We start from the raw sequence: 24208 nt of genomic DNA on the forward strand, positions 1-24208 counted from the left end.
AATTAGTCATTGATTTAAATCAAACAGGGGGCAACGCCACCGCCATGAAAACGAGCCGTTTTTTCAACGCGTTCGTGCTGATAGTGCCGGATTGTTTTTAAAGCAGTTTTAGTAATGTGTTTGATTGCGTGAAAACTTAATTATGAAGTTACGATTTAAGAAATTATTGTTATAATTTATATATTTACATTAAATATACAGTTACTTTAATTGCTGTATTTACAGTAATTTCTGAAATAAATGCATTTGATTGCGCGCATTGCCCACTGAAAACCGCAGTTGAAAATCAAGCATATTTTGGAAAATATTAGGATCAGAAACAGCTCGCCGATATGCGCCGGAAAGGGTGGGGCTGATTGTCGCTGAGCCCTGTTCTGAGAGCTGGAATATGCCCTTTCCGGACCGCTTTGCAGCAGGCTGACCTGTTCTATGCACTCAGTTTGGAATGATTCTCAAAGCTGTAACTTTGTTTCTATGGTCTGAATATGGCGATGCGGACGCTATTTATATCATTTCGACAGGATTTGCCCGTAATTTGCATCATGCAACATTGCTATCAATCTATGCAATTTTCGTCTGACAAATTGTCAACATTTCTGGCGCGGGCTCTTGCCTTGGGACCAGTTTTTTGCAAGCATGAACTAACAAACAAAAAGAACTGCTGACGGACGGGCCGGTTAAAACGGCAAAATCGTATCCGGACAGCACAGGGGAATAAAAAGCCGCCGGATCTCAAATGAGTGAGGCTTTTCCTCAGCTCAATGATTAACCTTCCCGATATTGATCATCGGTAGGGGTGGCTGAATTACGTCTTGTATTCTGAATGGAGCAAGGCGTCTGGGAGATAAACAGAATATGAAATATGCAGATCTCGTCCTTTCGGGCGGGCGGATTTTTTGCGGCCTTAACGAAGGTTTTGTTGAGGCTCTGGCGATTGCAGATGGTAAGGTTCTGGCAGCAGGTACCGCAGTTGAAATTGAAGCGCGCGCTGGTGAAAAGACGCGACGGGTGGATTTAGGCGGCCGTGTTGCAGTTCCGGGACTGAATGATGCGCATATGCATCTGCTGATGCTCGGTGTCGGCATGAACGAGATCAATCTGCGCCCTGAATCCGGTGTGCGCAGTCTCGAAGAAATTTTCAAACGTATCTCCAAAGACGTTGCGCAAAAGCCTGCGGGTGAATGGATCCGCGGTGGCGGCTACGATCATTATGAGCTGTCTGAGCAGCGCCATCCGACGATTGAGGAACTGGATGTCATCGCGCCCGATCATCCGGTTTATATCACCCGTACCTGCGGTCATGTCGGCATTGCCAACAGCGCGGCAATGCGTCTGGCAAATATTACCCATGACACGCCAAGTCCGTCCGGTGGCCTGATTGAAAAGCGCAACGGCAAATTATCCGGCCTGCTGGCAGAATCCGGTATGCGCGTAGTCACGGATAAAATCCCGCCACTAAGCCGTGATGAGTTGAAAGCCGCGATTACCCGTGCAGCAGAGTTTATGCTGAGCCAAGGTTTCACTTCCGTGATGGATGCCGCTGTCGGCATGAGCTATGGTATGGAAGAACTTCATGCCTATGAGGAACTGGCATCCGCCGGTGAGTTGCCGATCCGCACATGGGTTTGCATCTATGGCAATCATGACGGTATTGGCGATCAGGCGCATGCACAGGGTTTCCGTGCCAAGCGCCAGACAGGCAATTTGCGCTACGGCGCGATGAAAGTCTTCTCGGATGGTAGTGCCGGTGGCCTGACGGCCGCGATGAGCGAGCCATATGTGGCAGGCGATCCGAATAATTTTGGTATTTTCTGCTACAGCCAAGAGGAGATGCACAAGTCCCTCAAGCATTATCACGAGCTTGGCTATCAGTTGGCCATTCATGCGATTGGTGATGCGGCGATTGAACAGGTGCTGTCCGGTATTGAAAATGCTGATAGCGCAGAACATCCGATTAACTCCCGTCGTCACCGTATTGAACATTGCGGCTTTCTGAGCGACGGGCAGATTGAGCGTATGGCAAAGGCCGGTATTGATCCGGTGCCGCAGCCGATGTTCATCTATGAATTTGGTGATCTTTATGTAGCTAATCTGGGTGAAAAGCGCGCCCATGCATCCTATCCGATGCGCAAATGGGTGGATGCAGGTCTGCATCCGGCAGCATCTTCCGATGCGCCTGTCACCTCTACCAATCCGTTCCAGAATATCTACACGCTCGTCACCCGCAAGACCAAAGTCGGCTCGGTGATCGGCGGCGACCAGTGCCTGACACGGGAAGAGGCCATTCACGCTTATACACATTTCGGTGCCTATACGCAGTTTGCGGAACAGGACATCGGACGTCTGGTAGCGGGCATGGCGGCAGATGTTGCGGTGCTGTCGAAGGATATTTTCACCTGTGATGTGGAAGAAATCCGCAGTGATGTGGTCTGCGATATGACCGTTTTGGCCGGTAAAGTCGTATTTGAGCGGCAGGTGTAACTGTTGTTGTTTGAGGTGCTCAAAGCACCTCGGGCAGACAGCCAGAGAAAGGCGAATTTATGCTTCGGCACACGTTACAACGTCTGCTCCTCGCATTACCGGTCATGTTCGGCGTTTTGCTGCTCGGCTTTTTGCTGATGCAGGTCGTGCCGACCGATCCGGCGCAGGTGCGTGCAGGGCCTACCGCGACACAGGAACTGGTCGAGGCTATCCGCCGCGATCTTGGCCTTGATCAACCCTTGTGGAAACAGTTTTTCTATTATGTCGGCCGCCTGATGCAGGGCGATCTCGGCGTTTCCATCATCAATAATGTGCCGGTTTCGCAGGAACTCGGTGCTACTATCGGCCCGACACTGGAGCTGATGGTTGCATCTCTGATCTGGGCAATTCCTCTGGGCATTCTGCTTGGCACAGTTGGTGCATATTATCGCGGTTCGCTGCTGGATCGCTCGATTATGGCGGTGTCCGTTGCCGGTGTGTCGATCCCTGTGTTCTTTCTAGGTCTGGTGCTGGTCTGGCTGTTCGGCTTCAAATATCCGATCCTGCCGTTTACCGGTCGCCTCGGGCCATTATGGACATGGGAAGGTTTCACCAGCATCATTCTGCCTGCGATCACGCTGGGCGGTGTGTTTGTCGGCCCTGTTGCCCGTATGACGCGTACATCTGTTCTGGATGTGCTGGGCGCAGATCATATTCGCACCGCACGCGCCAAAGGTCTGAAAGAGCGCAAAGTTGTCACCCGTCACGCGCTACGCAATGCGCTGGTGCCGGTGGTGACACTGATCGGTTTGCAGATCGGCTTCCTGCTGGGTGGCGCTGTGGTGGTTGAGACTGTGTTCTCATGGCCGGGTATTGGTCGTCTGGCAGTCGGTGCGATTTTGTCCAGTGATCTGCCAATGGCGCAGGGCACGATTATCGTGATGTCTCTCGGCTTTATTCTCGTCAATCTGGGCGTTGATATTCTCTACGCTGTGCTCGATCCGCGTGTGAGAGGTGCATGATGACCAGTCTTGCAAAAACAACTGTTGCGAATGCAGCACAACCGGCAGAGCAGGAAATTGCCTTCAAGCGCGTCAGCGTGTTGCGCATGCTGCTCTCCGATACCGGCTCGGTGATTGCTCTGTCTTTGGTGGTGCTGACCCTGTTCTGTGGCCTGTTCGCGCCGTGGCTGGCACCGGAAGATCCCTATGGCGGTAATCTCGGCATGATGCTGAAGCCAATCGGTGAAGCGGGCTATCTGCTCGGCACCGACGGGCAGGGGCGCGGCATGGTCACACGTTTGCTCTATGGCATCCGCACCACTTTGTTCATGGGCTTTGTTTCGGTCTTCTTCGGCTGCTTGGTTGGCGGGCTGATCGGTTTTGTGGCCGCTTATTACACCCGCTGGAGCGGCGTGCTGATGCGCTTCATGGATGTGTTGCTGTCCTTTCCGGCCATTCTGTTCGGTTTGGCAATCGCTGCAATCTTCGGTCCGGGTCTCACTGCCGTTATCATTGCGCTGTCGATTGCAACCGTGCCTTTGATGGCGCGTGTGGTGCGCGGCGGTGCAATTGTCGTGTTGCAGCAGGATTATATCGAGAGCGCGCATTCGCTCGGCATGTCCGACAGCCGCATCATTTTCAAATATGTGCTGCCGAACTGCCTGTCGTCGATCTTCGTGTTCGTAACACTTCGTTTCGGGCAGGTGATCTTGCTCGGTGCTGCCCTGTCATTCATTGGCCTTGGTGCACAGCCGCCGACAGCGGAGCTCGGTGCTATGGCATCGGAAGGACGTAACTTTCTGTTCTTCGCACCGCATGTCTCGGTGCTGCCGAGCCTTATGATCTTCATTATCGTTCTGGCGTTTAACGTATTAGGGGATTCCCTGCGTGACGCGCTCGATCCGAAATTACGTAAATAATCATTTTTGGCGGCGGATCACTGCACAGAACAGTGGGCGCCTCATCAGGAGGACTAAATGAGAAAATATCTGACTTCCACGCTCATAGCCGGTGTTGCTGCCAGTGCCGTTTTGTCCGGTGCAGCCTATGCCCAAACCAAGGCGCCATTGTCGATCCTGCGCGTGATCGATGCGGATAATTACGATCCGATCCGCTCCACCGCAACCGCTATGGTTGAAGTGATGGCGATGCTTGGTGATACGCTCGTCTCGCTTGATTTCGACATGAAAACCGTCAAGCCGGGTCTGGCTGAGACATGGACTGTTTCCGATGACGGTAAGACGTATACCTTCAACCTGCGCAAAGACGTCAAATTCTGCGACGGCCGCCCGATGACTGCTGCCGATGTGGTCTATACGATTGAGCGCTGGCAAAACCCAGAAAAACGCTCCCCGACTGCCTTCCGTGGCGGTAAGGTAAAAAGCATCACGGCTAAAGATGATTACACTGTGATCTATGAACTGGAAGAGCCTTATTCCGATCTTCTGCCGCAGCTGACCATGCCGTTCTCGTCCATTGTGGATAAAGCAACGGTTGAAAAGCTGGGCGAGAATTTCGGTGTGCAGGGCTTCAACGGCACCGGCCCTTATTGCTGGGTCAGCTGGCAGCCGCGTCAGGAACTGAAGCTCAAGAAAAACCCGCATTACACATGGGGGCCTTCCTTCTATAAGAATCCAAGCCCGCAGGTTGATGAGATCGTCTGGCGCGTGATCCCTGAAGCCAATACGCTGATGGCCGCTATTCAGGCACGTCAGGCGGATATGACCTATTATATGCCGCCGATTGCGCTGACCACGATGGAAAGCATGCCGGGTCTCAGCGTTTCCAAGCAGGAAAACTATATCTATGACATGTTCATGGGCTTCAAGATCGACAAGCCTGTGGTGTCTGATCCGGTGATCCGTAAAGCCGTGAATATGGCAACCAATAAAGCGGCAATCACTCAGGCGGTTTATTTCGGCCATGGTAAGGAAATGAAGTCGCTTGTTAATCCGGCGATTATTGATTTCGATCCTGAATCCGCCAAACTGATGCCTGCTTTTGATCAGGATGCAGCGAATAAAATGCTGGATGAAGCCGGCTGGAAAATGGGCGGCGACGGCATCCGTGAAAAAGACGGCCAGAAAGCCACTTTCCTTGTTTATGGTCTGCGCAATGCCACCAACCCGACTGTGAGTGAAGCCATGCAGGCTGATCTGCGCAAGATCGGTATCGACATGAAAATCCAGCTCTGGGATGCGACTGTCGGCTGGGGCAAGATGGCAACGCAGGAATTTGATGCGTTCTATATGAACTATCCGGCGCTGACCGCCCTTGAAGCGATTGGTCTCTATTTCCCGAGCCGTCAGGCACCGACACCAAACCGCATGAACTGGAAAGATCCGGCAACGGATGAGCTGATCCGCAAGGCAGCAACCACCACCAGCAAGGAAGAACGTCACGAAGCGCTGGCAACTCTGCAGCGTAACCTGACCGAGGCCAATGTCTGGGTCACTCTGTCGTCCGAGCCAATGTGGCTGATCGCCGGTGACCGCGTGGAAGGTGCCAAGGCACACGGTATCTATGGTGCCGGTATCTATAAAGGTCTGGATATTTCTCTGAAACGCTAAAGACAAAAACAGGCGCGGTTTTATCAGCCGCGCCTGCAAGCATTCGGAATTCAGGCGCAGGGGAGTGATGCGGTGAGTGTAACAGTTATCAGGAATGCGGATATTGTCGTTGCATGGGATAAGGACAGCCAAAGCCATATCTATGTGAAAAATGCCGATGTCGCTTTTGAAAACGGTAAGCTGACTTTTGTTGGTACGGGCTATGCCGGTGCCGTTGATGCAGAGCAGGATGGCCGTGGTTTCATGGTCATGCCGGGTCTGGTCAATATTCATTCCCATCCTGCAAGCGAGCCGCTGAATAAGAGTATCCTTGATGAGCTCGGTTCTCCGGGCCTCTTTAATTCCGCGCTTTATGAATTTATGCCGATCATCCGTCCTGATGCGGAAGGTGCTGAAGCTGCGTGGAAAGTCGCCTATGCGGAACTGCTGAAATCCGGTGTCACAACACTGGCTGATCTCTCCGTTGCCCATCCGTCATGGATTGATCTGGCAGGACAGAGCGGTTTGCGTGTCTGCATTACGCCAATGTTCCGCACGGCTCGCTGGTACACCAAAAACGGTCATGTGGTTGAATATGAATGGGACGAGGCCGTTGGCGAAAAAGCCATGGCGCAGGCATTGGAAATGGTGGATGCCGCTGAAGCGCATTCGTCAGGTCGCCTGTTCTCGATGTTGTGTCCGGCACAGATTGATACGTGCAGCGAAGGCCTGATCAAAGAGAGCTATGCGGAAGCACAACGTCGCAAAATTCCGTGGCAGATTCATGCCGCACAATCGACTGTAGAGTTTCATGAGATTACCCGCCGTCACGGTGTATCGCCGGTGCAATGGCTGGAGCAGCTTGATGTGCTGGGCGAGACTAGCATTGTCAGTCACGGGATTTTCCTCGACGATTATCCGCGCAATAGCTGGCATACGCGCCGCGACCTTGATCTGCTGGTGGAAACACGCACAGCGGTTGCCCATTGCCCGACTGTTTTCATGCGCCGCGGCATAGCCATGCGTGATTTCGGCCGTTACCTGCGCGCCGGTGTGCGCCTTGGCATCGGCACCGATACCTATCCGCATAACATGCTCGAAGAGATGCGCCATGTCGGTTATGTGGCGCGGATGATGGCTGAAAATCCGCGCACAGTTACATCCGGCGAGATTTTCACCGCAGCAACGGTGGGCGGTGCCGATCTTCTCGGGCGTGATGATATCGGGCGTCTGGAGGTAGGCTGTAACGCCGATCTGGTGCTGGTCAATCTCGCGCATCCGATGATGCGGCCGGGCTATGATCCGATCCGCAGCATGATCTATGCCGCAGCCGAGCGTGCGGTGGATACGGTCTATGTCGGCGGTGAGAAAGTGGTCGAGAAGGGCCAATGCCTGACGATTGATTTTGAGCAGGCCGCAGAAGACCTCCACGCCGCACAACAACGCACAGTTCAACGGGCACCGCAGGAAGACTGGGCGAAGCGCCCTGTTACTGCTTACGCCCCGCATTCATTTTCCGGCCTCGATTAATCAGGCCAAAGCAATATTCCGGTCATATGGAAATATGACCGGCTTGGAGAAGACCATATGACAGAACCGGTACTCGAAATCCGCAATCTCGTCACAGAGTTTAAAACCCCGAACGGTGTCATCCGTGCGGTGGACGGTATTTCGCTGAAAGTCGAGCGCGGCAAGACACTGGGTATTGTGGGGGAGAGCGGCTGCGGCAAATCCATGCTGTCACTGTCTGTCATGGGGCTGGTGCCGCCGCCGGGCAAAAATGCCGGCGGTGAGGTGATTTTTGAAGGGCAGGATCTGCTGAAGCTCTCGCCGGATGATATGCGCAGGCTGCGCGGCAACCGCATTGCGATGATCTTTCAGGAGCCGATGACCTCGCTCAATCCGGTGCATACGATCGGCTATCAGCTGGTTGAAGCGATACAGGCGCATCATAAAAAGCCTTACAAGGAAATGCGCGAGGAAGCGATTGAAGCGCTGCGTAAAGTACGTATTCCTGCGCCGGAGCGCCGTTTTGATGAATATCCGCACCAGCTCTCCGGCGGTATGCGTCAGCGTGTGATGATTGCGATGGCGTTGGTCTGCAAGCCGGTTCTGCTGATCGCTGATGAACCAACAACGGCGCTCGATGTGACTATTCAGGCGCAGATTCTCAATCTGCTGCGCGAGTTGCAGCAAGAAACCAATATGGCCATCATCCTCATTACCCATGATCTGGGTGTGGTGGCGCAGGTCGCTGATGATGTGGCGGTAATGTATGCCGGTAAAGTGGCGGAACGCGCTTCCGTCAATGCAATTTTCAAAGACCCGCAGCATCCCTATACCATTGGTCTGATGGGCTCGATGCCGCGTATGGATGAGGATGTTGACCGGCTGGTAGCAATCAGCGGTGTAGTGCCGCCGCCGTTTAGGCTGCCCTCCGGCTGCCGGTTTAATCCGCGCTGCCCGTTTTCTGATGAGGAATGCACAGCAACTCTGCCTGCTCTGCATGAACTCCAAGCCAATCACCTTGTTGCCTGCCATAAAGCTCCGGTGGAGGATTTCGTATGACACAACCACTTCTGGAGCTGCAGGGCATTTCCAAACATTTCCCTGTCAAAAAAGGCCTGATCCGTCAAAAAGTGGTCGGCACAGTCCGCGCCGTGGATGAAGTTTCTTTCAAGCTGATGGCCGGAGAAACACTGGCCATTGTGGGCGAAAGCGGTTGCGGTAAGTCAACCACTGCCCGTCTGGCATTACGACTGCTGGAACCAACCGCCGGTCGGGTGCTGTTTGAAGGTGAAGATGTAACCCATGCCAGTGGCGCGAAGTTGCGTGATTTGCGCCGCCAGATGCAGGTGGTGTTTCAGGATCCTTATGCCAGCCTTAATCCGCGTATGACTGTGGGTGAACTGATTGCCGAGCCGATGCTGGTGCATGGTGTCGGCACTGATGCTTCGCGTCGTGAGCGGGGGATTGAACTGTTGCGCCGTGTCGATCTGGCGCCTTACCATGCCGCACGCTATCCACATGAATTTTCCGGTGGTCAGCGTCAGCGTATTGGTATTGCCCGCGCGCTCTCATTGTCCCCGAAACTGATTGTCTGCGATGAGCCTGTCTCGGCGCTCGACGTGTCCATTCAGGCGCAGGTCGTCAATTTGCTCAAAGATTTGCAGAAAGAGATGGGGCTGTCTTACCTGTTTATTTCGCACGGATTGCCGGTGGTCAAACATATGGCTGACCGTGTGGCGGTGATGTATCTCGGACAAGTTGTGGAGATTGCCGATAAGCATCAGCTTTATAACAATCCGCGTCATCCCTATACGCAGGCCTTGCTGTCTGCTGCCCCGCAGCCTGATCCGGCCTCACGCGGCTCGTGGAATGTGCTGGGCGGTGATGTGCCAAGCCCGCTCAATCCGCCGTCCGGTTGCCGTTTCCATACCCGTTGTCCGCTGGCGCAGGATTTGTGCAAGCAGCAGGTGCCTGAGTTGAAAGATTTAGGTACAGGTCAGCAGGTCGCCTGCCATTTTGAAGCTCAGGTGCCTGTCTTCAAACATGCCGCGCATTTCGCTTCCGGTGCGGAGAAGTTACAGCAGCGTCTGGGATTGTTCGCTAAGAAGCGGGCAGAAAAAGAACAGGCTGCTTAAAAAGAGTTGAGTTTAAAACAAAACAGGCCGCTTCATTTCTGAAGCGGCCTGTTTTTTGTTTGGTGGTTATTTCCAGATTTCGCCGTCGACTTTGCCTTTCAGCTCCGGATAATCCTTGAGCGTGAAATGCGGTGTACCAAGCTTCTGTTGATCAAAGTAATCCTTGGTCACTTTGACAACTGTGCCGGAGAGCAGCGCAATGGCGATCAGATTGATGGTGGCCATCAGACCCATAGCGGCATCGGCTGCGTTGAACACGGTGAGAATGCTTTCATAGGCACCCCAGACCACCATCGCCAACGTGCCGCAGCGCAGCATTGTAAGCCAGTAATGTTTGCCTGCACCCAGATAAATCATGGCATTTTCCGCATAAGCGTAATTGCCGATGATGGAAGTGAAGGCGAAGAAGAAGATCGCAATACTGATGAAATAGCGCCCGAACCAGCCGATATGCACAGTCATGGCTTCCTGTGTCAGCATCGTGCCGGTGAGGCCGGAGCCCGGAACCAGCTTATGAGACAGCAGGATCATGATTGCGGTCGCCGAGCAGATCAGAATTGTGTCGATGAAAACGCCCAGAGCCTGCACAAAACCCTGTGAGGACGGATGGTGCGGATTGGGTGTGGCGGAAGCTGCAATATTCGGGGCGGAGCCCATACCGGCTTCATTGGAGAACAGCCCGCGTTTCACGCCGTTCATCAGCGCGCCGATAATACCACCGGCAGCGGCTTCAATGCCGAAAGCGCTTTTGACAATCAGAGCAAACAATGCCGGCACTTCAGTGATATTGGCGAGCAGCACATAGATGGCAACGCTGAGATAGATCACTGCCATAAACGGCACCACCAGTTCAGCCACGCGCGCAATCTGTCGGATACCACCGAAAATCACGATACCTGCCAGCAGCGCAATAACTACACCGACACCAATTTTGGAAAAGCCGAAGGAGCCATTCATGGCATCGGCAATGGCATTGGCCTGCACAGCATTAAACACCAGCCCGAATGCGATAATCAGGCAGACAGAGAAAATTGCAGCCGCCCACGGGGCTTTCAGACCATTGGAAATATAATAGGCAGGACCACCACGAAACTGGCCGTCATTATCGCGGGTTTTATAAAGCTGCGCCAATGTGCTCTCGGCATAGGCGGTTGCCATACCAACAAAAGCGACAACCCACATCCAGAAAATCGCTCCGGCACCGCCGAGATAAAGCGCGACTGCTACACCGGCAATATTACCGGTGCCGACGCGTGAGGCGAGACTGGTGCACAGCGCCTGAAACGGTGTGATGCCGCTTGCATCGCGCTTCGGCGCACGCATGACGGATCGGAAAAACTCCGGAAAATGGAAAATCTGCAGAAAGCCGAGGCGGACGGAGAAAAAAATCCCGACAGCGAGCAATCCGTAAACCAGAACATATTCCCATAGGATCATGTTCACAAATGCAATGAGTGTATTCATTTGTATTGCGGCTCCAAAGCACCTGGCGCAGAGGTGAATATGCAGTTTTGTGAAAAATATGAATTTATAGAGCGCTTTTAGCTGATATTACCCGTCATTGCATAGTTTTTCGTCAATATTTGCAAATCTATGTTTTAGGGAGATTAAAATTAGAGTTTTCAAAAAGATACAGCCACACGGTCTGTGTAAAACCGGCGGCTGTTATAAAAATTGTCGGGTGCGCTGTCGTCAGAGCTTCAGTTTTACGTGGCGGTTTACGTCCTTATAGAGCAGATAGCGGAATTTCCCGGGGCCACCGGCATAGCAAGCCTGCGGGCAGAAAGCGCGCAGCCACATATAATCACCGGCTTCTACTTCCACCCAGTCCTGATTGAGACGATAGACTGCCTTGCCTTCCAGCACATAGAGGCCGTGTTCCATCACATGGGTTTCGGCAAACGGAATAATTGCACCCGGCTCAAAGGTAACGATATTGACGTGCATATCATGGCGCAGATCATTCGGATCAACAAAGCGGGTGGTTGCCCATTTGCCGTCCGTGTCCGGCATAGCAACAGGCTCGACTTCGGATTCATGCTTGAAAAAGGCTTCCGGTACATCCAGCCCGTTTACATATTCAAAGCTCTTTCTGATCCAGTGAAAACGTGCCGGTGCATCAGTTTGATTGCGTACAGTCCAGAGGCTTTTCGGCGGCAGAAAAGCGTAACTGCCCGCGCGCATGGCATGGTCTTTGCCGTCAAGCGTAATGACAATATTGCCCTCAACCACGAAAATACCGGCTTCGGCATCCGGATCTGGTTCAGGTTTGTCACTGCCGCCCTGCGGCTCCAGCTCCACAATATATTGCGCAAAACTCTCGGCAAAACCGGAGAGCGGACGGGAGAGTATCCAGACGCGGGTTTTATCCCAGAATGGCAGACAGGATGTAACAATATCCATCATCACGCCTTTTGGGATAACCGCATAGGCTTCGGTGAATACGGCACGGTCGCTCAGCAATTGCGTCTGCATCGGTGCGCCGCCCTTTGGGGCGTAATAAGTGCGCTCAGTCATAATCTCTCCCGTTACTTTTACCCTCAGTCCGCAGTCAGGCCGGTTTTCGGCGTTTCTGCAAGAGGGATAACGGGATTATCATTAAAAAAGATAAATTGTCGACAATATTGTATATAATATCCCGTTTACCTTTTCGATAAACGGGATACAGAACATCAATTATGCAAGATCAGGCCGGTCTGTGGTGATCTGACGGATTGCTGTGTTCTTCCAGAATTCCAGTTCAGGCTCGGTATTGGGCACCCAAACGCCCAGACGTTCCGGTGCAATGCGGTTGGTAATTGCATCCCAGCTATGGGCGAGCAGAGCTTTTTCAACGGCCAGAATGTCGGCATACGTGTCGAAATAGTCGAGCGCTTCCTGCAAACCACCGAGAATAGTGGCACTGAAAGCATTGAGCGAGGCGAGACGACGCATTTCCGGTGCAACGTCTTTCACTTGCTGTAAGACCTGACGGGTAAAGCCGGTGAGTATGCACTGGTCTTCCATACCCTGCGCACGGATAATCTGCACAGCCACATCAGTCAGACCGTCATAGAGATCGCCATTGACGCGGTTCTTCAGTTCCACATGCAATTCCATGCCGGTCGGTTTGAAGATTTCCAGAACCTCTTCAAACAACGGAATATGCTCATCCATGCTTTCGCGCAGAAACGTATTCACACGCGCTGTTTTGGAGAGCTCCGCGACATCGCCGATGCCGTTGGTGGTGCGCTCCAAAGTCGGATCATGCAGCACAACCACTTCACCGGCATTGGTCAGATGCAGATCGAATTCCACACCGGCAATATTGAGCTCAGCGGTTTTGCGAAAACCGGAGAGGGAGTTTTCAGGCCAGAGATTACGCGCACCGCGATGGCCGATAATACGTGTCATTACAGATATTCCTTTTAGCGAATAGTCGGGTCGAGCTTGTCGCGCAGCCAGTCACCAAGGATGGAAATCGACAGGGTGGTGAACATGATGACAAAGGCCGGTGCCAGCATGATCCACGGCGCGGTGGTCAGATATTCACGACCATAGCCGACCATATTGCCGAGGCTGGATTTTGGTGGCTGCACGCCAAGACCCAAGAAAGACAGGCTGCTTTCCAGCAAAATGATTTCAGGAAAAGTCAGGGTCATGGAGACGATCAGTGTCGAGGCAATATTCGGCAGGATATGGCGCAGATAAACCCATGATTGCTTGGCACCAAGTTGCGTGACTGCGGCGGCATAGCCCTGTGAACTGGCGGAAATCGCCAAACCACGGGCGATACGCGCATAGCGCTCCCAGCCATAAAGCCCCATCAGGCAGACAAGCAGCATCATGGAGTTGCCGAAGAAGGCCAGCACGGAAAGGGCTAGGATCAGGAATGGCAGTGCCGCCTGAAAGTCGGCCAGTGTCAGCACCACCTGTTCTACGGTCTTGCGGAAATTCGCTGCAAGAAAGCCGACGGTGGTGCCGAGCAGGGTGGAGATAATTGTGGCACCAAAGGCGATCAGAAGAGAGACGCGGATGGATTCAATCAGGCGGGATAACACATCACGCCCCACCTCATCTGTGCCGAGCCAATGCAACGGATGGCCGGGCATAACGAGGCGGCTTTTGAGATCCATCGCGGTAATGCTGTAAGGGCGGATCCAGTCGGCAGCAATAGCGATGATGATCATCGCGGCAAACCAGATCAGCGACAGCATGACCAACAGGGGTATGCGTTTCTTTTTGCGCTTCTGGACGTTTACCACTGGAACGGCGGCACTGTCACTAATTGAGAGTTCAGACATCAGCCGGTTCCTTTACGCTTTGGCCTGATTATCGCGCAGGCGCGGATCGAGAAAACCATAGAGCAGGTCAACAACGAGATTGGACAGCACCATAGTCGAGGCAATCAGCAGCAGGATGCATTGCACCACCGCGAGATCGCGGTTGGAGACGGCAACCACCAGCAAACGTCCGACACCCGGCCATGAGAACAGGGATTCAATGACGACTGCACCGGCCACCAGTGAGCCGACCATGAAGCCGACCAGTGTTACAATCGGGATAGCTGCATTGGGCAGCGCATGATTGCGGATGACATCGCCCCAGCGTACACCCTTGGCACTGGCGGTGCGAATATAGGGTTGGCCGAGAATTTCGATCATGGCGCTGCGGGCAAAACGGGCGAGAATAGCCGCACCGGCAATGCTCATGGTCAGCACCGGCAGAATGGCATGCATCCAAGTATCACTACCGCCCGATGGCAGCCATTTCAGCGTCACAGAAAAGATCAGTACCAGCACCAGACCCAGTACAAAATTCGGCAGGGTAAAGCCGATAATGGCGGTCATCATCACCAGCCGGTCGATGATACTGTCGCGGTGCAGAGCCGCATAGACACCGGCGGGAATGCCGATTGCCAGATTGAGCAGCAATGTCGGAATGGTCAGCATCAGCGTGGCAGGAATGCGCTCGGCAACAAGATCAATGGCTTTTTGCCCGTCGCGCATGGAGACACCGAGATCACCCTGAAAAATAGCACCGAAATAGCTGAAATATTGCACAAGGATCGGCTGATCCAGCCCCCATGCCTTACGGAACGCTTCCACAGCTTGCGGCGGGGCATCGGGGCCGAGAATAATCTGGGCCGGATCACCGGACATGCGCAGCACGATAAAGGCAAAGCTCACGACCAGAACGATGGTAATGAACGCCCGCAACAGACGGGTAAGGAAAAAGGAAATCATCTGTCTGTCCTGTTATCCGGCTAATGCTATCGGTTGTGTCTGAGCGTCGTACAAATGGCAGGCAACACTATGCTCTTTGCCGGATTGCAGGGTTTCCGGCACATCGGTGCGGCAGCGCTCCGAGGCAAAACGGCAACGCGGATGAAAGGCGCAACCGTTTGGTCTTGCTGCCGGATTTGGCGGTTCGCCCTGCAGGATAATACGGTTGCTCAACACGGTGCCGGGCACCGGAATACTGGAAACCAGTGCCTGCGTATAAGGATGCTGGGGTGCCTGAAAAATCACATCGGACGGTGCTTCTTCGACAATCCGTCCCAGATACATCACGGCCACGCGGTCGCTGATATTGCGCACCACTTTCAAGTCATGACTGATAAACACCATGGCAATGCCTTGCTGCTCCTGCAGGTCGCGCAGCAGATTGACCACCTGTGCCTGAATGGAAACATCCAGTGCAGAAACGGCTTCGTCACAGACCAGCAGTTCAGGATTGCAGGCAATGGCGCGGGCAATCACCACACGCTGACGCTGCCCGCCGGAAAGCTCATGCGGATAGCGTGCTGCATGATGCGGCATCAGACCAACCGATTGCATCAGCTCTTTCACCCGTGCCGCACGACTTTCTTTGTCGCCGATATTGTGGATCAGCAGTGGTTCTTCAATTTGCGTGGCGATGGTCAGGCGGCGGTCGAGGGCAGCCAGCGGATCCTGATAAACCAGCTGCATGCGCTTGCGTAAAGCGCGCCATTCATTGGTGCGCGCAGGCGGTAGAGTTTCTCCGTCGAAACGCACTTCGCCGGTGCTGGCCGGTTCTAATCCAAGCAGCAACCGGCCGGTGGTGGATTTACCGGAACCGGATTCTCCGACAATGCCCAGCGTCTTGCCTTTTTGTAAGGAGAGGCTCACCGCATCAACGGCTTTCACCTCTGTCGGCTTGGCAAATAAACCGCTTTTAGAGGTGTAGATTTTACTTAGATTTTTGGCTTCGAGCAGCGGCTTGTTCATGACAGCACCTGCTGGTGCTGGGTTGCAAGCGCAGGGGCAATGAATGCGGCGGGCACAACCGGTGCCGCAGGAATAGTTGTGTCACGTATATCGACAGGGCGGAAACAGGCGACGTACCGGTCATTCTGATTGCCGGTCAAAGGCGGCAGATCACTTTTGCAGCGGTTTTCTGCACGGTTGCAGCGCGGAGAAAAAGCACAGCCTTTCGGCAATTTACCCGGTTCCGGCACTGTGCCTTCAATGGGAATAAGACGCTCACGGCCACCGTCAATGCGCGGGATCGCATCAAACAATCCGCGTGTATAGGGATGGCGCGGCTGGGCAAACAATGCCTCAGTTGAGCTTTTCTCGATCATACGACCGGCATACATCACGCAGACCCGCTCGCAGATTTGCGATACTGCGCCGAGATCATGGCTGATAAACACAATCGCCATGCCGGTTTCCTGACGGATACGGGCGAGCAAGTCGAGCACCTGCGCCTGAATAGTGGCGTCCAGCGCCGTGGTTGGTTCATCGGCAATCAGCAGATCCGGCTCGCCGGCCAAGGCCATGGCGATCATCAGACGCTGGTTCTGACCGCCGGAAAATTCATGAGGAAAATTATCAAGGCGGCGGGCAGCATCGGGAATACCGACCAGTTCCAGCAAGCGCAGCGCTTCTTTACGCGCAGCCGCACCGGAAATACCGCGATGCAGCCTGACAGATTCTTCAATCTGCTTGCCGACGCGGATCACCGGATTGAGCGAAGAGGACGGGTCCTGAAAAATCATGGCAATGCGTGATCCGCGCACCGATTCCAGTTTACGCCGTGGTGCGCCGACCAGATTGGTATCATCAATCATAACCGAACCGGAGACTGTGGCTTTCTTCGGCAACAGCCCAAGTGCCGCGAGCCATGTTACGGATTTACCGCAACCGGATTCTCCAACCAGCCCGACGGCTTCACCTTTTTCGATTTTCAGATTGATACCGTGCAAAACCTGCACGCCGTCAAAAGCCACTTTCAGATCGGCGATCTCGACCAAAGTCATCGATGCGCTCCTGTCATATTAGGCGGCACTCTGTGCCGAAGCAGAAAATAAAAAAGAAAAGCCATGCGGATGCTGACACCCGCATGGCTCACAGGCCTTAGCCCCAGTTGTTTTTGCGGAATTCCATAGCGAAAGCCGGTGCGGCTTTCCATTTCACGGATTTACGCTTGGCGGTGAAGGTCGCGTTCTGATGCAGAACTGTATAGGCCGGATCTTCACGCTCGCAGATTTCCAGCATGCGCTTGAAAGCTTCACGGCGCTTGCCCTGATCCATGCTGGTTTCAAGGAAGCCAGAGAGTTCATTCACTTCTTTGTTTGTCCACTCGCCGACCTGCTGCTGCTGACCGTTCGGACCGTGCTGGCTGACGATAGAGGAAACCGGATCATTAAACGGAGCAGAGTTCGACCAGTCGCGCACCGCGCGGGTCGGGGTCTGTTCCAGCACCTGCTGCCAGTTTTCCTTCATCTCGATCTCAACATTGAGACCGGCCTGCTGCCACATCTCCACCAGAATCTGACCGGTTGCGGTCTGGTTGGTGTAGTAATTGTTGAGCAGACGATAAGGGATCGGATCGCCCTTATAACCGGCTTCTTTGAGCAACTGGCGGGCGAGGTCCGGATTATATTCCGGCACAGTCCAGTCACTGATGAACATATCCGCATAATAAGGCCATTGCAGACCGGCCGGAACTTGCGTGCGGCCTGCCCACAGGCTTTCAACGATGGCCTGACGGTCAATCGCATGGGTGAAGGCGCGGCGGATCAGCGGGCTGGCAAGCTGCGGATGATTTTTGTCGAACACGGTCAGACGATGGTTCAGAACCGCGCCACCGAGAACTTCAAATTCCGGATTTTTCTCGATGTTTTCGATCTGATCCGGCGGGATATCGCAGGCGAAATCATATTCACCGGACAGAAGACCATTCACGCGGGAAGCCACTTCCGGCACTTCGACAAAGCGAATGCTTTTCAGCGGCGGGCGACCGCCCCAATAGTCGTCATGGGCTTCGAGTTGCAGGTAATTGTCCGGCTTGAATTCCACAATTTTATAAGGGCCGCTGGTCACAGGCTTGCGTGCCCAGTCCAGATAGCTGCTGGCTTCTTCATAGGCGCGGCGGTTCATAATCTGGCTACCGTAACGCGAAATACGGCCTTCCAGTGTGATATCCGGCGTACCGTTTTTAAAACGCACGGTATATTTATCAACGATCTCAACGCCGAGCAGCGACGGAAAATTGCGGCGCGCAGTGGCGGGCACTTCCGGTGGCAGTTCTTTGCTCTCGCGGTTGGTCGGGTTGACCTCTGTCACACGCAGGGTTTCACCGGTATTCGGCTTGGTGTCTCCAAACATGCGGTCGGCGCTGAATGTGAAGGCCACATCTTCGGCGGTCATTTCATCGCCATTGTGGAACTTCACGCCCTGACGCAGTTTCAGTTCAACAGTCTGATCGTCAATGCGCTTCCACTCGGTGGCAAGACCCGGAATACGGCCGAGATTGTTGATCCAGTCAATCTCGATCAGTGCTTCCCATAATTGCGAGAAGAACACGCGCTCGCCCACATTGGACTGCTCGCGCAACACATCAAGTGTATTGGAGTTGGATACTTTCTGCACCGCAATGGTGATGGAAGGACGGTCATTGCTCTGCGCAATGGCAAAGCGTGGCAGGGTCAAAGAGGCTGCGCCGAAGCCGATCAGGCCAAGTGCATTGCGCCGGTTAATCGAAACCATCAAAGGTCTCCCGTTGTTGACAGAAATGTCACGCCGTCCGGCCATTAAGAATAGGGAGGTAAAACCGGTGTCAGCATGGGCTGGCAGCGGAATAGGCGCCCTGTGTGACAGAGGTATAAATTTGATTTTATCGTTTCGTGACATTCTGCTGACAGCGGGTTTGTTCCGTGCAACCGTATGAATTATTTATGAATTTTTTGTATTTAAGGAGTTTTGCATGCAACTTTGCACAAGCCTGTAAAACGCCTGACACATAGTGCAGGCAAGAGCGCGCCATGCGGTTGCTGGCAGAGTTGCAGCGCCGTTATATCGGTGCATATGATAGGACTGTTCTGTGCATCGCATTTTGGCGCCATTCTTCAAAAAGTGTGGCTATCTGATTATTACCCGAGGACGAAACAATGTCTGAATTGCCGATTATTGGTGCTGCTCTTTTGGTTGAGGAAATGCCGGTTCATCGCGACTGGTATCTGGAAAAGCCGCGTGATCTTGAGATCCAGAGCTTTATTGATGCAGACATTCTGCGCGGCGACTGGAAGCCTATGGCTGAAGAAGTCAAAAAACAGTTGGACGGTCATCAGGGACGTTTGGGCATTCACGGCCCGTTCTGGGGTTTTACTATTGATACGCCGGATCCGGATGTACGCACCGTTGTGCAGAAGCGTCTCAATCAGGCGCTGGATGTCTGTGAATTCCTCGGTGCAGATCAGATCGTGATCCATAGCCCGTTCACCACATGGGCGCACAATCATCTGGATGATGGTTTTAAAGGACGTGAAGAAATCACTGAAAATACTCATCTTGCACTGACACCGGCTTTGCGCCGTGCAGAAAATATGGGCGTGACTTTTGTTATCGAGAATATTGAAGACATCAATCCGTTTGAACGTCTGAAACTGGCGGACAGCTTTAACTCGTCTTCCGTGGCTGTGTCGATTGATACCGGTCATGCCCATTATGCGCATGGCAATACCGGTGCGGCGCCTGTTGATCATTTTGTTCATGCGGCAGCGAACCGTCTTCAGCATGTGCATTTGCAGGATGCAGACGGCTATGCAGACCGCCATTGGGCAACCGGTGACGGCACAGTGAACTGGAAAGCCGTTTTTGCAGCACTCAAGCAATATGACAGCAATCCGCGTCTGATTTTGGAAATGCGTGACCATAACGACATCAAAAAATCGATGAAATATCTGGAAGTTATCGGTCTCGGACAGTAAGCCGTTTGCGGTTGAAAAGAATTGTTGTTGCGTCCTGCCAGTGTTACACCGGCGGGACGTTGCATTTTAAGGAGCCTGTTATGTCTGTTTTGCGTCCGGTTTTGTCTGCCTGTCTTCTGTCTGCTTTATGGACAGGTACAGTGCTTGCACAACAAAATCCGGCAGAACCGCAGAAGCAGGAACAGGTTAAGGCGGAAGGCCCTTGCGCGGCTATTTTCGCTGAGGCGGATTTGTCTTCACTGCTGAATGGTGCAGAAATTGCCTATCGCGCAGATGGCTGCACACTCAGCAATGTCACCATCGATGCCGGAACCTATCAGAGCTGGTCAGCCGAAACCGTTGAAATCCGTAGTGCTCCGCTGGAAAAAGACGCTGAATACTGGCCGGAATGGGGTGAAATCTCGATCAAGTCTGTCGGATACTGGCCGACCAGTTTTCCTGGGATGCGGTATTTGAGCAAAATTCAGCAGAATGGTTTTGATCTGAAACTGGCTTATCAATGGGATGAGAGCAGCAAAACCTTTCGCGTGAATGAAGCGCGCTTCTCCGGAAAATATATTGGTGAAGTGCTGTCATCTGCAACTGTCGAATTGTCTGAACTGCCGCGTTTCGATATTCTCGGAGCGCAGACCTCCTCTCTGGAAACTATGAAAATTCGCGAGATTTCGACCAAACTCGACGATCAGGGCTTCTTTGCAAATTATGTTATGGCGACAGTTGTGGCGATGATTGGCCATAACGACGATCCGGAGCCGGAAGTTGAAAAATACCGTGCAATGGCGCTGGCCTTTGTCGCAGGCCTGTCTGCGAAAATGATTGATGCTGAGAGCAAACAGGCACTTAGCCGTCTGATCTCTGATCTGCCGCATCCGAAAGCCGAGGCAGATATCAATCTCAAATTTGATCCGGCTTTCTCACCACAGAGCTCGGTTGATACGCCGCTGGCTATGCTGGGTGCGTTGCAAAAAACACTGACAATGACCACGCGATATGCCCCCGTATCCGAAGCGGGAAACTGACGAAAAGCGGCCGTCTGATACATAATTCAGTCTTTCAGGCGCGGAGAGTTTTGTATTGCTATCTGATCACTCAGCATTTGCAGACACAATCTTGACAATCGTCTTATAATTGCAACTGTTTTTCCGGACAGGATGACACTGAAACCGGAAACACAGAGCTTTAGAGAAGTGAGATCAGGGTATGAAGGTGCGCAATGCTTGATAAAGGCCTGATACTGATTGTTGAGGATGAACCGGCTATTGCCGGTATTCTGGAAGCTTATCTGATCCGTGACGGGTTTCGCACGGTCTGTGCGGCCGACGGAGAAATCGCGCTGCGTCATCATACGATGCTGACACCGGATCTGGTTTTGCTGGATGTCCGCATGCCTAAACATGATGGTTTTGAGGTGCTGGCACGTTTGCGGCGCGAGAGCAATATTCCGGTGATTATGGTCAGTGCGCTGGCTGAGGATCTTGACCGCCTTTCCGGTCTGCGTCTGGGTGCGGATGATTATGTGATCAAGCCGTTTAACCCGCAGGAAGTGGTGGCGCGTGTTAATGCAGTGCTGCGGCGCACGCGGAATAATGCCGGCAGCAGCACAATCCGGTTTGAGAATATCCTTGTTGATTTTGACGCCCATGCAGCGTTTACAGATACGGAGACAGAGCGGCAGCTTCTGCCTTTGACCCTGAGTGAGTTTCGTATTCTTGCGCATATGATCCGCAGGCCTACGCATGCGTTCCCCCGTAATGATCTTCTGGATGCCTGCCTGCCACAGAGTGATGCGCTGGTTCGCACGATTGATACGCATATCGCCAATCTGCGCCGGAAAATTGAACTTGCGGGCGGGCCGTCAGATTTGTTCCCTGCTGTACGCGGCATTGGCTATCGTCTGGCGGAGCCCCGATGAAAATATCACGCCTGTCTCTGAGCACAGTTTCCGCGCTTGTCACAGCAGCTATGCTGCTTCTAAGTCTGGGGATCATCTTTTTCGGCATCATGTGGGTGCAGGAGCTGAAAGAGCAGGAATATCTGGGTATGCTGACCGAGAATGCCCGGCAGGCATATTATAAGCTGGAAAAAGGCGAGCTGCCGAAAGAGGCGGACTTTCTTGCGCTTGTCCAGCAATTAGAACCGCTTCATGAGGAAGGCGAGGCACAGCTTTATCTGCTGGTACTTAAATTCGGATTATTGGCCGCTTTTATTTGCAGTCTGATCGGCTTCTGGCTTGCCCGCAAGATCAGCCGCCCGCTGGAGAAATTAACACGGATTGTGAATAATCTGCGCGAGGGGGATTTTTCGGTTCGTGTTCCTGAGACCGTCAAGGGAACAGGAGAGGTGGTCTTACTCATCAACCGTTTTAACGCGTTGGCCGAAGAGCTGGAAAATATGGAGCGCCGGTTGCGGTTTAATACAATGGCTGTCGCGCATGAGTTGCGCACACCGCTGACAATCGTTCAGGGTACGCTTCAGGGAATGGCGGATAAAATTTTCCCCCGCGATGACGGTCGCATCGAAGATTTGCTGACGCAGGTTGAAGGCTTGTCACGGCTGATTAATGATCTGCGTACATTATCGCTGGCTGCGAGCCAGAAGCTGGTGACGGAACGCTGTGATGTGGATATTGCGCAGGCTGCCGAACAGGTTCTGCAGGCATCCCGCCCGTTATTGTCTGAGGCAGGGATGGTGCTGGAAACCAATCTGAAAAAAGCAATCATACCGGCGGACAGTCAGCGTTTACGACAGGCTTTACTGGCCGTGGTTGAAAACACCTGCCGCTATGCTGCATCAGGAAAATATTTGCGTTGTGAGTGTGGTTATCTGAATAAGGATGAGGCGTTTTTGCGGGTGGTTGACCGCGGCCCCGGATTTGCTCAGGAATTTGCAGGTCATGCTATTGATGTGTTCTGGCGTGGTGAGCCGTCGCGCTCCAGAGCAACCGGCGGTTCAGGGTTGGGTCTGTCTATCGTGCAGGCTATCGTTACAGCTCATGGTGGCCGGATGGAGCAGGCTACATTTGCAGCAGGCGGTGCATCCGTCACAATGATTTTTCCGCGCCATATGCCTGAGAGTAAAATTACGGGCGAAACAGCCTGAGAAAACCCCTCTCTGTTAATACAAAACAAGTTCATGCAACTGGCAGATTTGTCGGTTGCAAACATGGCAAAACATAAAAAATCCAAAAGCATATTGTTCTGCAATATGCCTTAAAACGGCTCACATAATTTGCCGGTTAAATCTTGACAGTCCTGCTGCACATCACGTTTGTGAAACGTGAGATTGTGCTGTGTCCTATCATACCGAATGTCATAAAACTGAAAACCGGTTGCCCGTTGCACAGCAACGCCCGCAATGGACGGCACCGGTGTCAGCTTTGTCTCCTGTGCGCTACGGGCGTGTACTGAGGCAGGTGCTTGGTCTGTGCTCACGGATGCGCTTCAGAAAGGCCGCAGCACTCACCCTGAGGCTGACAGCAAACCCGCTATTATCACTGCGCTGGTTCCGGTTCCTGAATGATTTTGCAATACGGTATCAATTGAGCCAGCCGCATGATGATCTGATGCGCAAAGCAATTCCGAATTTTTTCCATTACAGGGCGTCGCCCCGCGAACGGCTGAACTTGCTGCAAAACCATTTTATTCTCGCCGGACAAGTGATGGCGGTTGATGATTTGCATCAACTCTGGAAGGGCGGGCAGATCAATTGCGCTACAGTGCAGGGCAAGCGCGAGACTTATGAAATTTTGCTCCATCTCTCTGATCATGCCGGTGCGCGCCATGAAGGTGCTTTTACGATCAGCCTGAGCCGTTGCAGAGATCAGGCATTGTTGTGCATGCTCAGTTTCATTTTTGTATCCGGTCATGATGCCAGCCATGAGAGTTGCGTGACGGTGGCAATCGGTGGCTTGCAGGGTGCAAGCGGTGACGGTGCCAAGCGCGCGATGATTGATGCTACGCGCGATCTGCATGGCCTTCGTCCTAAAGATGCAATGTTGCTGATTGCCGAAGGCATAGCCCGGGAAAGAGGTGCTGAGCACTTTCTGGCCGTCGGCAATGCTAATCACGTTATCAATTTCCGCAGCAATATGCGCCGCAGAAGAATGGTGTCCGATCTTGATCGCTACTGGATAGAACGCGGCGGGCAACCCTGCACTCGCTTTGGCTTTGCTTTGCAGTTGCGCAATCAGGAGTTTCCTCAGGAGGCGACGCAACGCGATCTTTGTAAATCAGCGTTTTTGCTGACCGGAAAACGAATGGTCATTGCAGTTCGAGCCGCAGTAACATGAGAGAATTACCTCGTGATCTATATTTATGTTTTGTTTTTATTATATTTTTT

General features: G+C 53.0%; 20 protein-coding genes. 12 read left to right on the forward strand and 8 right to left on the reverse strand.

Annotated elements, in window-relative coordinates; all coding sequences use genetic code 11:
- Positions 1-855 precede the first annotated feature (855 nt).
- From P8H26_RS03455 to P8H26_RS03485, 7 genes are all read left to right on the forward strand, one after another.
- Positions 856-2481, forward strand: a complete 1626-nt coding sequence (locus P8H26_RS03455) for an amidohydrolase (protein WP_289631447.1) — start codon at positions 856-858, stop codon at positions 2479-2481.
- Between the two features lie 59 nt (positions 2482-2540).
- Positions 2541-3482 (forward strand): ABC transporter permease, encoded by a 942-nt coding sequence (locus P8H26_RS03460; RefSeq protein ID WP_121993838.1) that lies wholly within the window; start codon positions 2541-2543, stop codon positions 3480-3482.
- Positions 3479-4381 carry an ABC transporter permease gene (locus P8H26_RS03465; protein WP_289631448.1) on the forward strand — a complete coding sequence of 301 codons (903 nt, stop codon included), beginning with the start codon at positions 3479-3481 and terminating at the stop codon, positions 4379-4381. The genes P8H26_RS03460 and P8H26_RS03465 overlap by 4 nt, the downstream gene beginning before the upstream one ends.
- Before the next feature lie 57 nt (positions 4382-4438).
- Positions 4439-6031: an ABC transporter substrate-binding protein gene (locus P8H26_RS03470; RefSeq protein ID WP_289631449.1), complete on the forward strand. Its 1593-nt coding sequence runs from the start codon at positions 4439-4441 to the stop codon at positions 6029-6031.
- 72 nt (positions 6032-6103) lie between these two features.
- Complete coding sequence (locus tag P8H26_RS03475) at positions 6104-7540, forward strand: amidohydrolase family protein (protein ID WP_289631450.1); 1437 nt, start codon at positions 6104-6106, stop codon at positions 7538-7540.
- Between the two features lie 57 nt (positions 7541-7597).
- The gene (locus P8H26_RS03480; protein WP_289631451.1) at positions 7598-8578 is read left to right on the forward strand and encodes an ABC transporter ATP-binding protein; all 981 of its coding nucleotides are present in this window, start codon (positions 7598-7600) and stop codon (positions 8576-8578) included.
- The gene (locus tag P8H26_RS03485; RefSeq protein ID WP_289631452.1) at positions 8575-9654 is read left to right on the forward strand and encodes an ABC transporter ATP-binding protein; all 1080 of its coding nucleotides are present in this window, start codon (positions 8575-8577) and stop codon (positions 9652-9654) included. Before P8H26_RS03480 ends, P8H26_RS03485 begins: the two co-directional genes overlap by 4 nt.
- Before the next feature lie 66 nt (positions 9655-9720).
- Here P8H26_RS03485 and P8H26_RS03490 read toward each other — a convergent pair whose 3' ends face one another.
- The 8 genes from P8H26_RS03490 to P8H26_RS03525 form a co-directional block, all read right to left on the reverse strand.
- Positions 9721-11118 (reverse strand): sodium:alanine symporter family protein, encoded by a 1398-nt coding sequence (locus tag P8H26_RS03490; protein ID WP_289631453.1) that lies wholly within the window; start codon positions 11116-11118, stop codon positions 9721-9723.
- A gap of 228 nt (positions 11119-11346) precedes the next feature.
- Complete coding sequence (locus tag P8H26_RS03495) at positions 11347-12171, reverse strand: bifunctional allantoicase/(S)-ureidoglycine aminohydrolase (RefSeq protein ID WP_289631454.1); 825 nt, start codon at positions 12169-12171, stop codon at positions 11347-11349.
- A 159-nt stretch (positions 12172-12330) separates the two neighbouring features.
- Positions 12331-13047, reverse strand: a complete 717-nt coding sequence (locus P8H26_RS03500) for a glycerophosphodiester phosphodiesterase family protein (protein ID WP_289631455.1) — start codon at positions 13045-13047, stop codon at positions 12331-12333.
- Positions 13048-13061: 14 nt separating this feature from the next.
- On the reverse strand, positions 13062-13937 hold the full coding sequence (locus P8H26_RS03505) for an ABC transporter permease (RefSeq protein WP_289631456.1): 876 nt from the start codon (positions 13935-13937) through the stop codon (positions 13062-13064).
- A gap of 12 nt (positions 13938-13949) precedes the next feature.
- Positions 13950-14879 (reverse strand): ABC transporter permease, encoded by a 930-nt coding sequence (locus P8H26_RS03510; protein ID WP_289631457.1) that lies wholly within the window; start codon positions 14877-14879, stop codon positions 13950-13952.
- Positions 14880-14891: 12 nt separating this feature from the next.
- Entirely contained in the window at positions 14892-15884 is a 993-nt protein-coding gene (locus P8H26_RS03515; protein WP_289631458.1) for an ABC transporter ATP-binding protein, read from the reverse strand.
- Positions 15881-16918 (reverse strand): ABC transporter ATP-binding protein, encoded by a 1038-nt coding sequence (locus P8H26_RS03520; protein WP_289631459.1) that lies wholly within the window; start codon positions 16916-16918, stop codon positions 15881-15883. Before P8H26_RS03520 ends, P8H26_RS03515 begins: the two co-directional genes overlap by 4 nt.
- 97 nt (positions 16919-17015) lie before the next feature.
- Positions 17016-18650 carry an ABC transporter substrate-binding protein gene (locus tag P8H26_RS03525; RefSeq protein ID WP_289631460.1) on the reverse strand — a complete coding sequence of 545 codons (1635 nt, stop codon included), beginning with the start codon at positions 18648-18650 and terminating at the stop codon, positions 17016-17018.
- A gap of 401 nt (positions 18651-19051) precedes the next feature.
- Here P8H26_RS03525 and P8H26_RS03530 point away from each other — a divergent pair, with 401 nt between their 5' ends.
- From P8H26_RS03530 to P8H26_RS03550, 5 genes are all read left to right on the forward strand, one after another.
- Positions 19052-19870, forward strand: coding sequence for a sugar phosphate isomerase/epimerase (locus tag P8H26_RS03530; RefSeq protein WP_289631461.1), 819 nt, complete (start codon positions 19052-19054; stop codon positions 19868-19870).
- An 80-nt stretch (positions 19871-19950) separates the two neighbouring features.
- Positions 19951-20889 (forward strand): hypothetical protein, encoded by a 939-nt coding sequence (locus P8H26_RS03535; RefSeq protein WP_289631462.1) that lies wholly within the window; start codon positions 19951-19953, stop codon positions 20887-20889.
- A gap of 194 nt (positions 20890-21083) precedes the next feature.
- Positions 21084-21782 (forward strand): response regulator transcription factor, encoded by a 699-nt coding sequence (locus P8H26_RS03540; RefSeq protein WP_289631463.1) that lies wholly within the window; start codon positions 21084-21086, stop codon positions 21780-21782.
- Positions 21779-22969, forward strand: coding sequence for an ATP-binding protein (locus tag P8H26_RS03545; protein WP_289631464.1), 1191 nt, complete (start codon positions 21779-21781; stop codon positions 22967-22969). The genes P8H26_RS03540 and P8H26_RS03545 overlap by 4 nt, the downstream gene beginning before the upstream one ends.
- 190 nt (positions 22970-23159) lie before the next feature.
- On the forward strand, positions 23160-24158 hold the full coding sequence (locus tag P8H26_RS03550; protein WP_289631465.1) for a DUF535 family protein: 999 nt from the start codon (positions 23160-23162) through the stop codon (positions 24156-24158).
- The last annotated feature ends 50 nt before the right edge of the window (positions 24159-24208 follow it).

This window comes from Pseudochrobactrum sp. sp1633 (genome assembly GCF_030376605.1).
Classification (GTDB): Bacteria; Pseudomonadota; Alphaproteobacteria; order Rhizobiales; family Rhizobiaceae; genus Pseudochrobactrum.

Excerpts from the sequence above, each read along its gene's own strand:
- P8H26_RS03455 (WP_289631447.1), top strand. The coding sequence starts at position 856 with ATGAAATATGCAGATCTCGTCCTTTCGGGCGGGCGGATTTTTTGCGGC.
- P8H26_RS03460 (WP_121993838.1), top strand. The coding sequence starts at position 2,541 with ATGCTTCGGCACACGTTACAACGTCTGCTCCTCGCATTACCGGTCATG.
- P8H26_RS03465 (WP_289631448.1), top strand. The coding sequence starts at position 3,479 with ATGATGACCAGTCTTGCAAAAACAACTGTTGCGAATGCAGCACAACCG.
- P8H26_RS03470 (WP_289631449.1), top strand. The coding sequence starts at position 4,439 with ATGAGAAAATATCTGACTTCCACGCTCATAGCCGGTGTTGCTGCCAGT.
- P8H26_RS03480 (WP_289631451.1), top strand. The coding sequence starts at position 7,598 with ATGACAGAACCGGTACTCGAAATCCGCAATCTCGTCACAGAGTTTAAA.
- P8H26_RS03485 (WP_289631452.1), top strand. The coding sequence starts at position 8,575 with ATGACACAACCACTTCTGGAGCTGCAGGGCATTTCCAAACATTTCCCT.
- P8H26_RS03490 (WP_289631453.1), bottom strand. The coding sequence starts at position 11,118 with ATGAATACACTCATTGCATTTGTGAACATGATCCTATGGGAATATGTT.
- P8H26_RS03495 (WP_289631454.1), bottom strand. The coding sequence starts at position 12,171 with ATGACTGAGCGCACTTATTACGCCCCAAAGGGCGGCGCACCGATGCAG.
- P8H26_RS03500 (WP_289631455.1), bottom strand. The coding sequence starts at position 13,047 with ATGACACGTATTATCGGCCATCGCGGTGCGCGTAATCTCTGGCCTGAA.
- P8H26_RS03505 (WP_289631456.1), bottom strand. The coding sequence starts at position 13,937 with ATGTCTGAACTCTCAATTAGTGACAGTGCCGCCGTTCCAGTGGTAAAC.
- P8H26_RS03510 (WP_289631457.1), bottom strand. The coding sequence starts at position 14,879 with ATGATTTCCTTTTTCCTTACCCGTCTGTTGCGGGCGTTCATTACCATC.
- P8H26_RS03515 (WP_289631458.1), bottom strand. The coding sequence starts at position 15,884 with ATGAACAAGCCGCTGCTCGAAGCCAAAAATCTAAGTAAAATCTACACC.
- P8H26_RS03520 (WP_289631459.1), bottom strand. The coding sequence starts at position 16,918 with ATGACTTTGGTCGAGATCGCCGATCTGAAAGTGGCTTTTGACGGCGTG.
- P8H26_RS03525 (WP_289631460.1), bottom strand. The coding sequence starts at position 18,650 with ATGGTTTCGATTAACCGGCGCAATGCACTTGGCCTGATCGGCTTCGGC.
- P8H26_RS03530 (WP_289631461.1), top strand. The coding sequence starts at position 19,052 with ATGTCTGAATTGCCGATTATTGGTGCTGCTCTTTTGGTTGAGGAAATG.
- P8H26_RS03535 (WP_289631462.1), top strand. The coding sequence starts at position 19,951 with ATGTCTGTTTTGCGTCCGGTTTTGTCTGCCTGTCTTCTGTCTGCTTTA.
- P8H26_RS03540 (WP_289631463.1), top strand. The coding sequence starts at position 21,084 with ATGCTTGATAAAGGCCTGATACTGATTGTTGAGGATGAACCGGCTATT.
- P8H26_RS03545 (WP_289631464.1), top strand. The coding sequence starts at position 21,779 with ATGAAAATATCACGCCTGTCTCTGAGCACAGTTTCCGCGCTTGTCACA.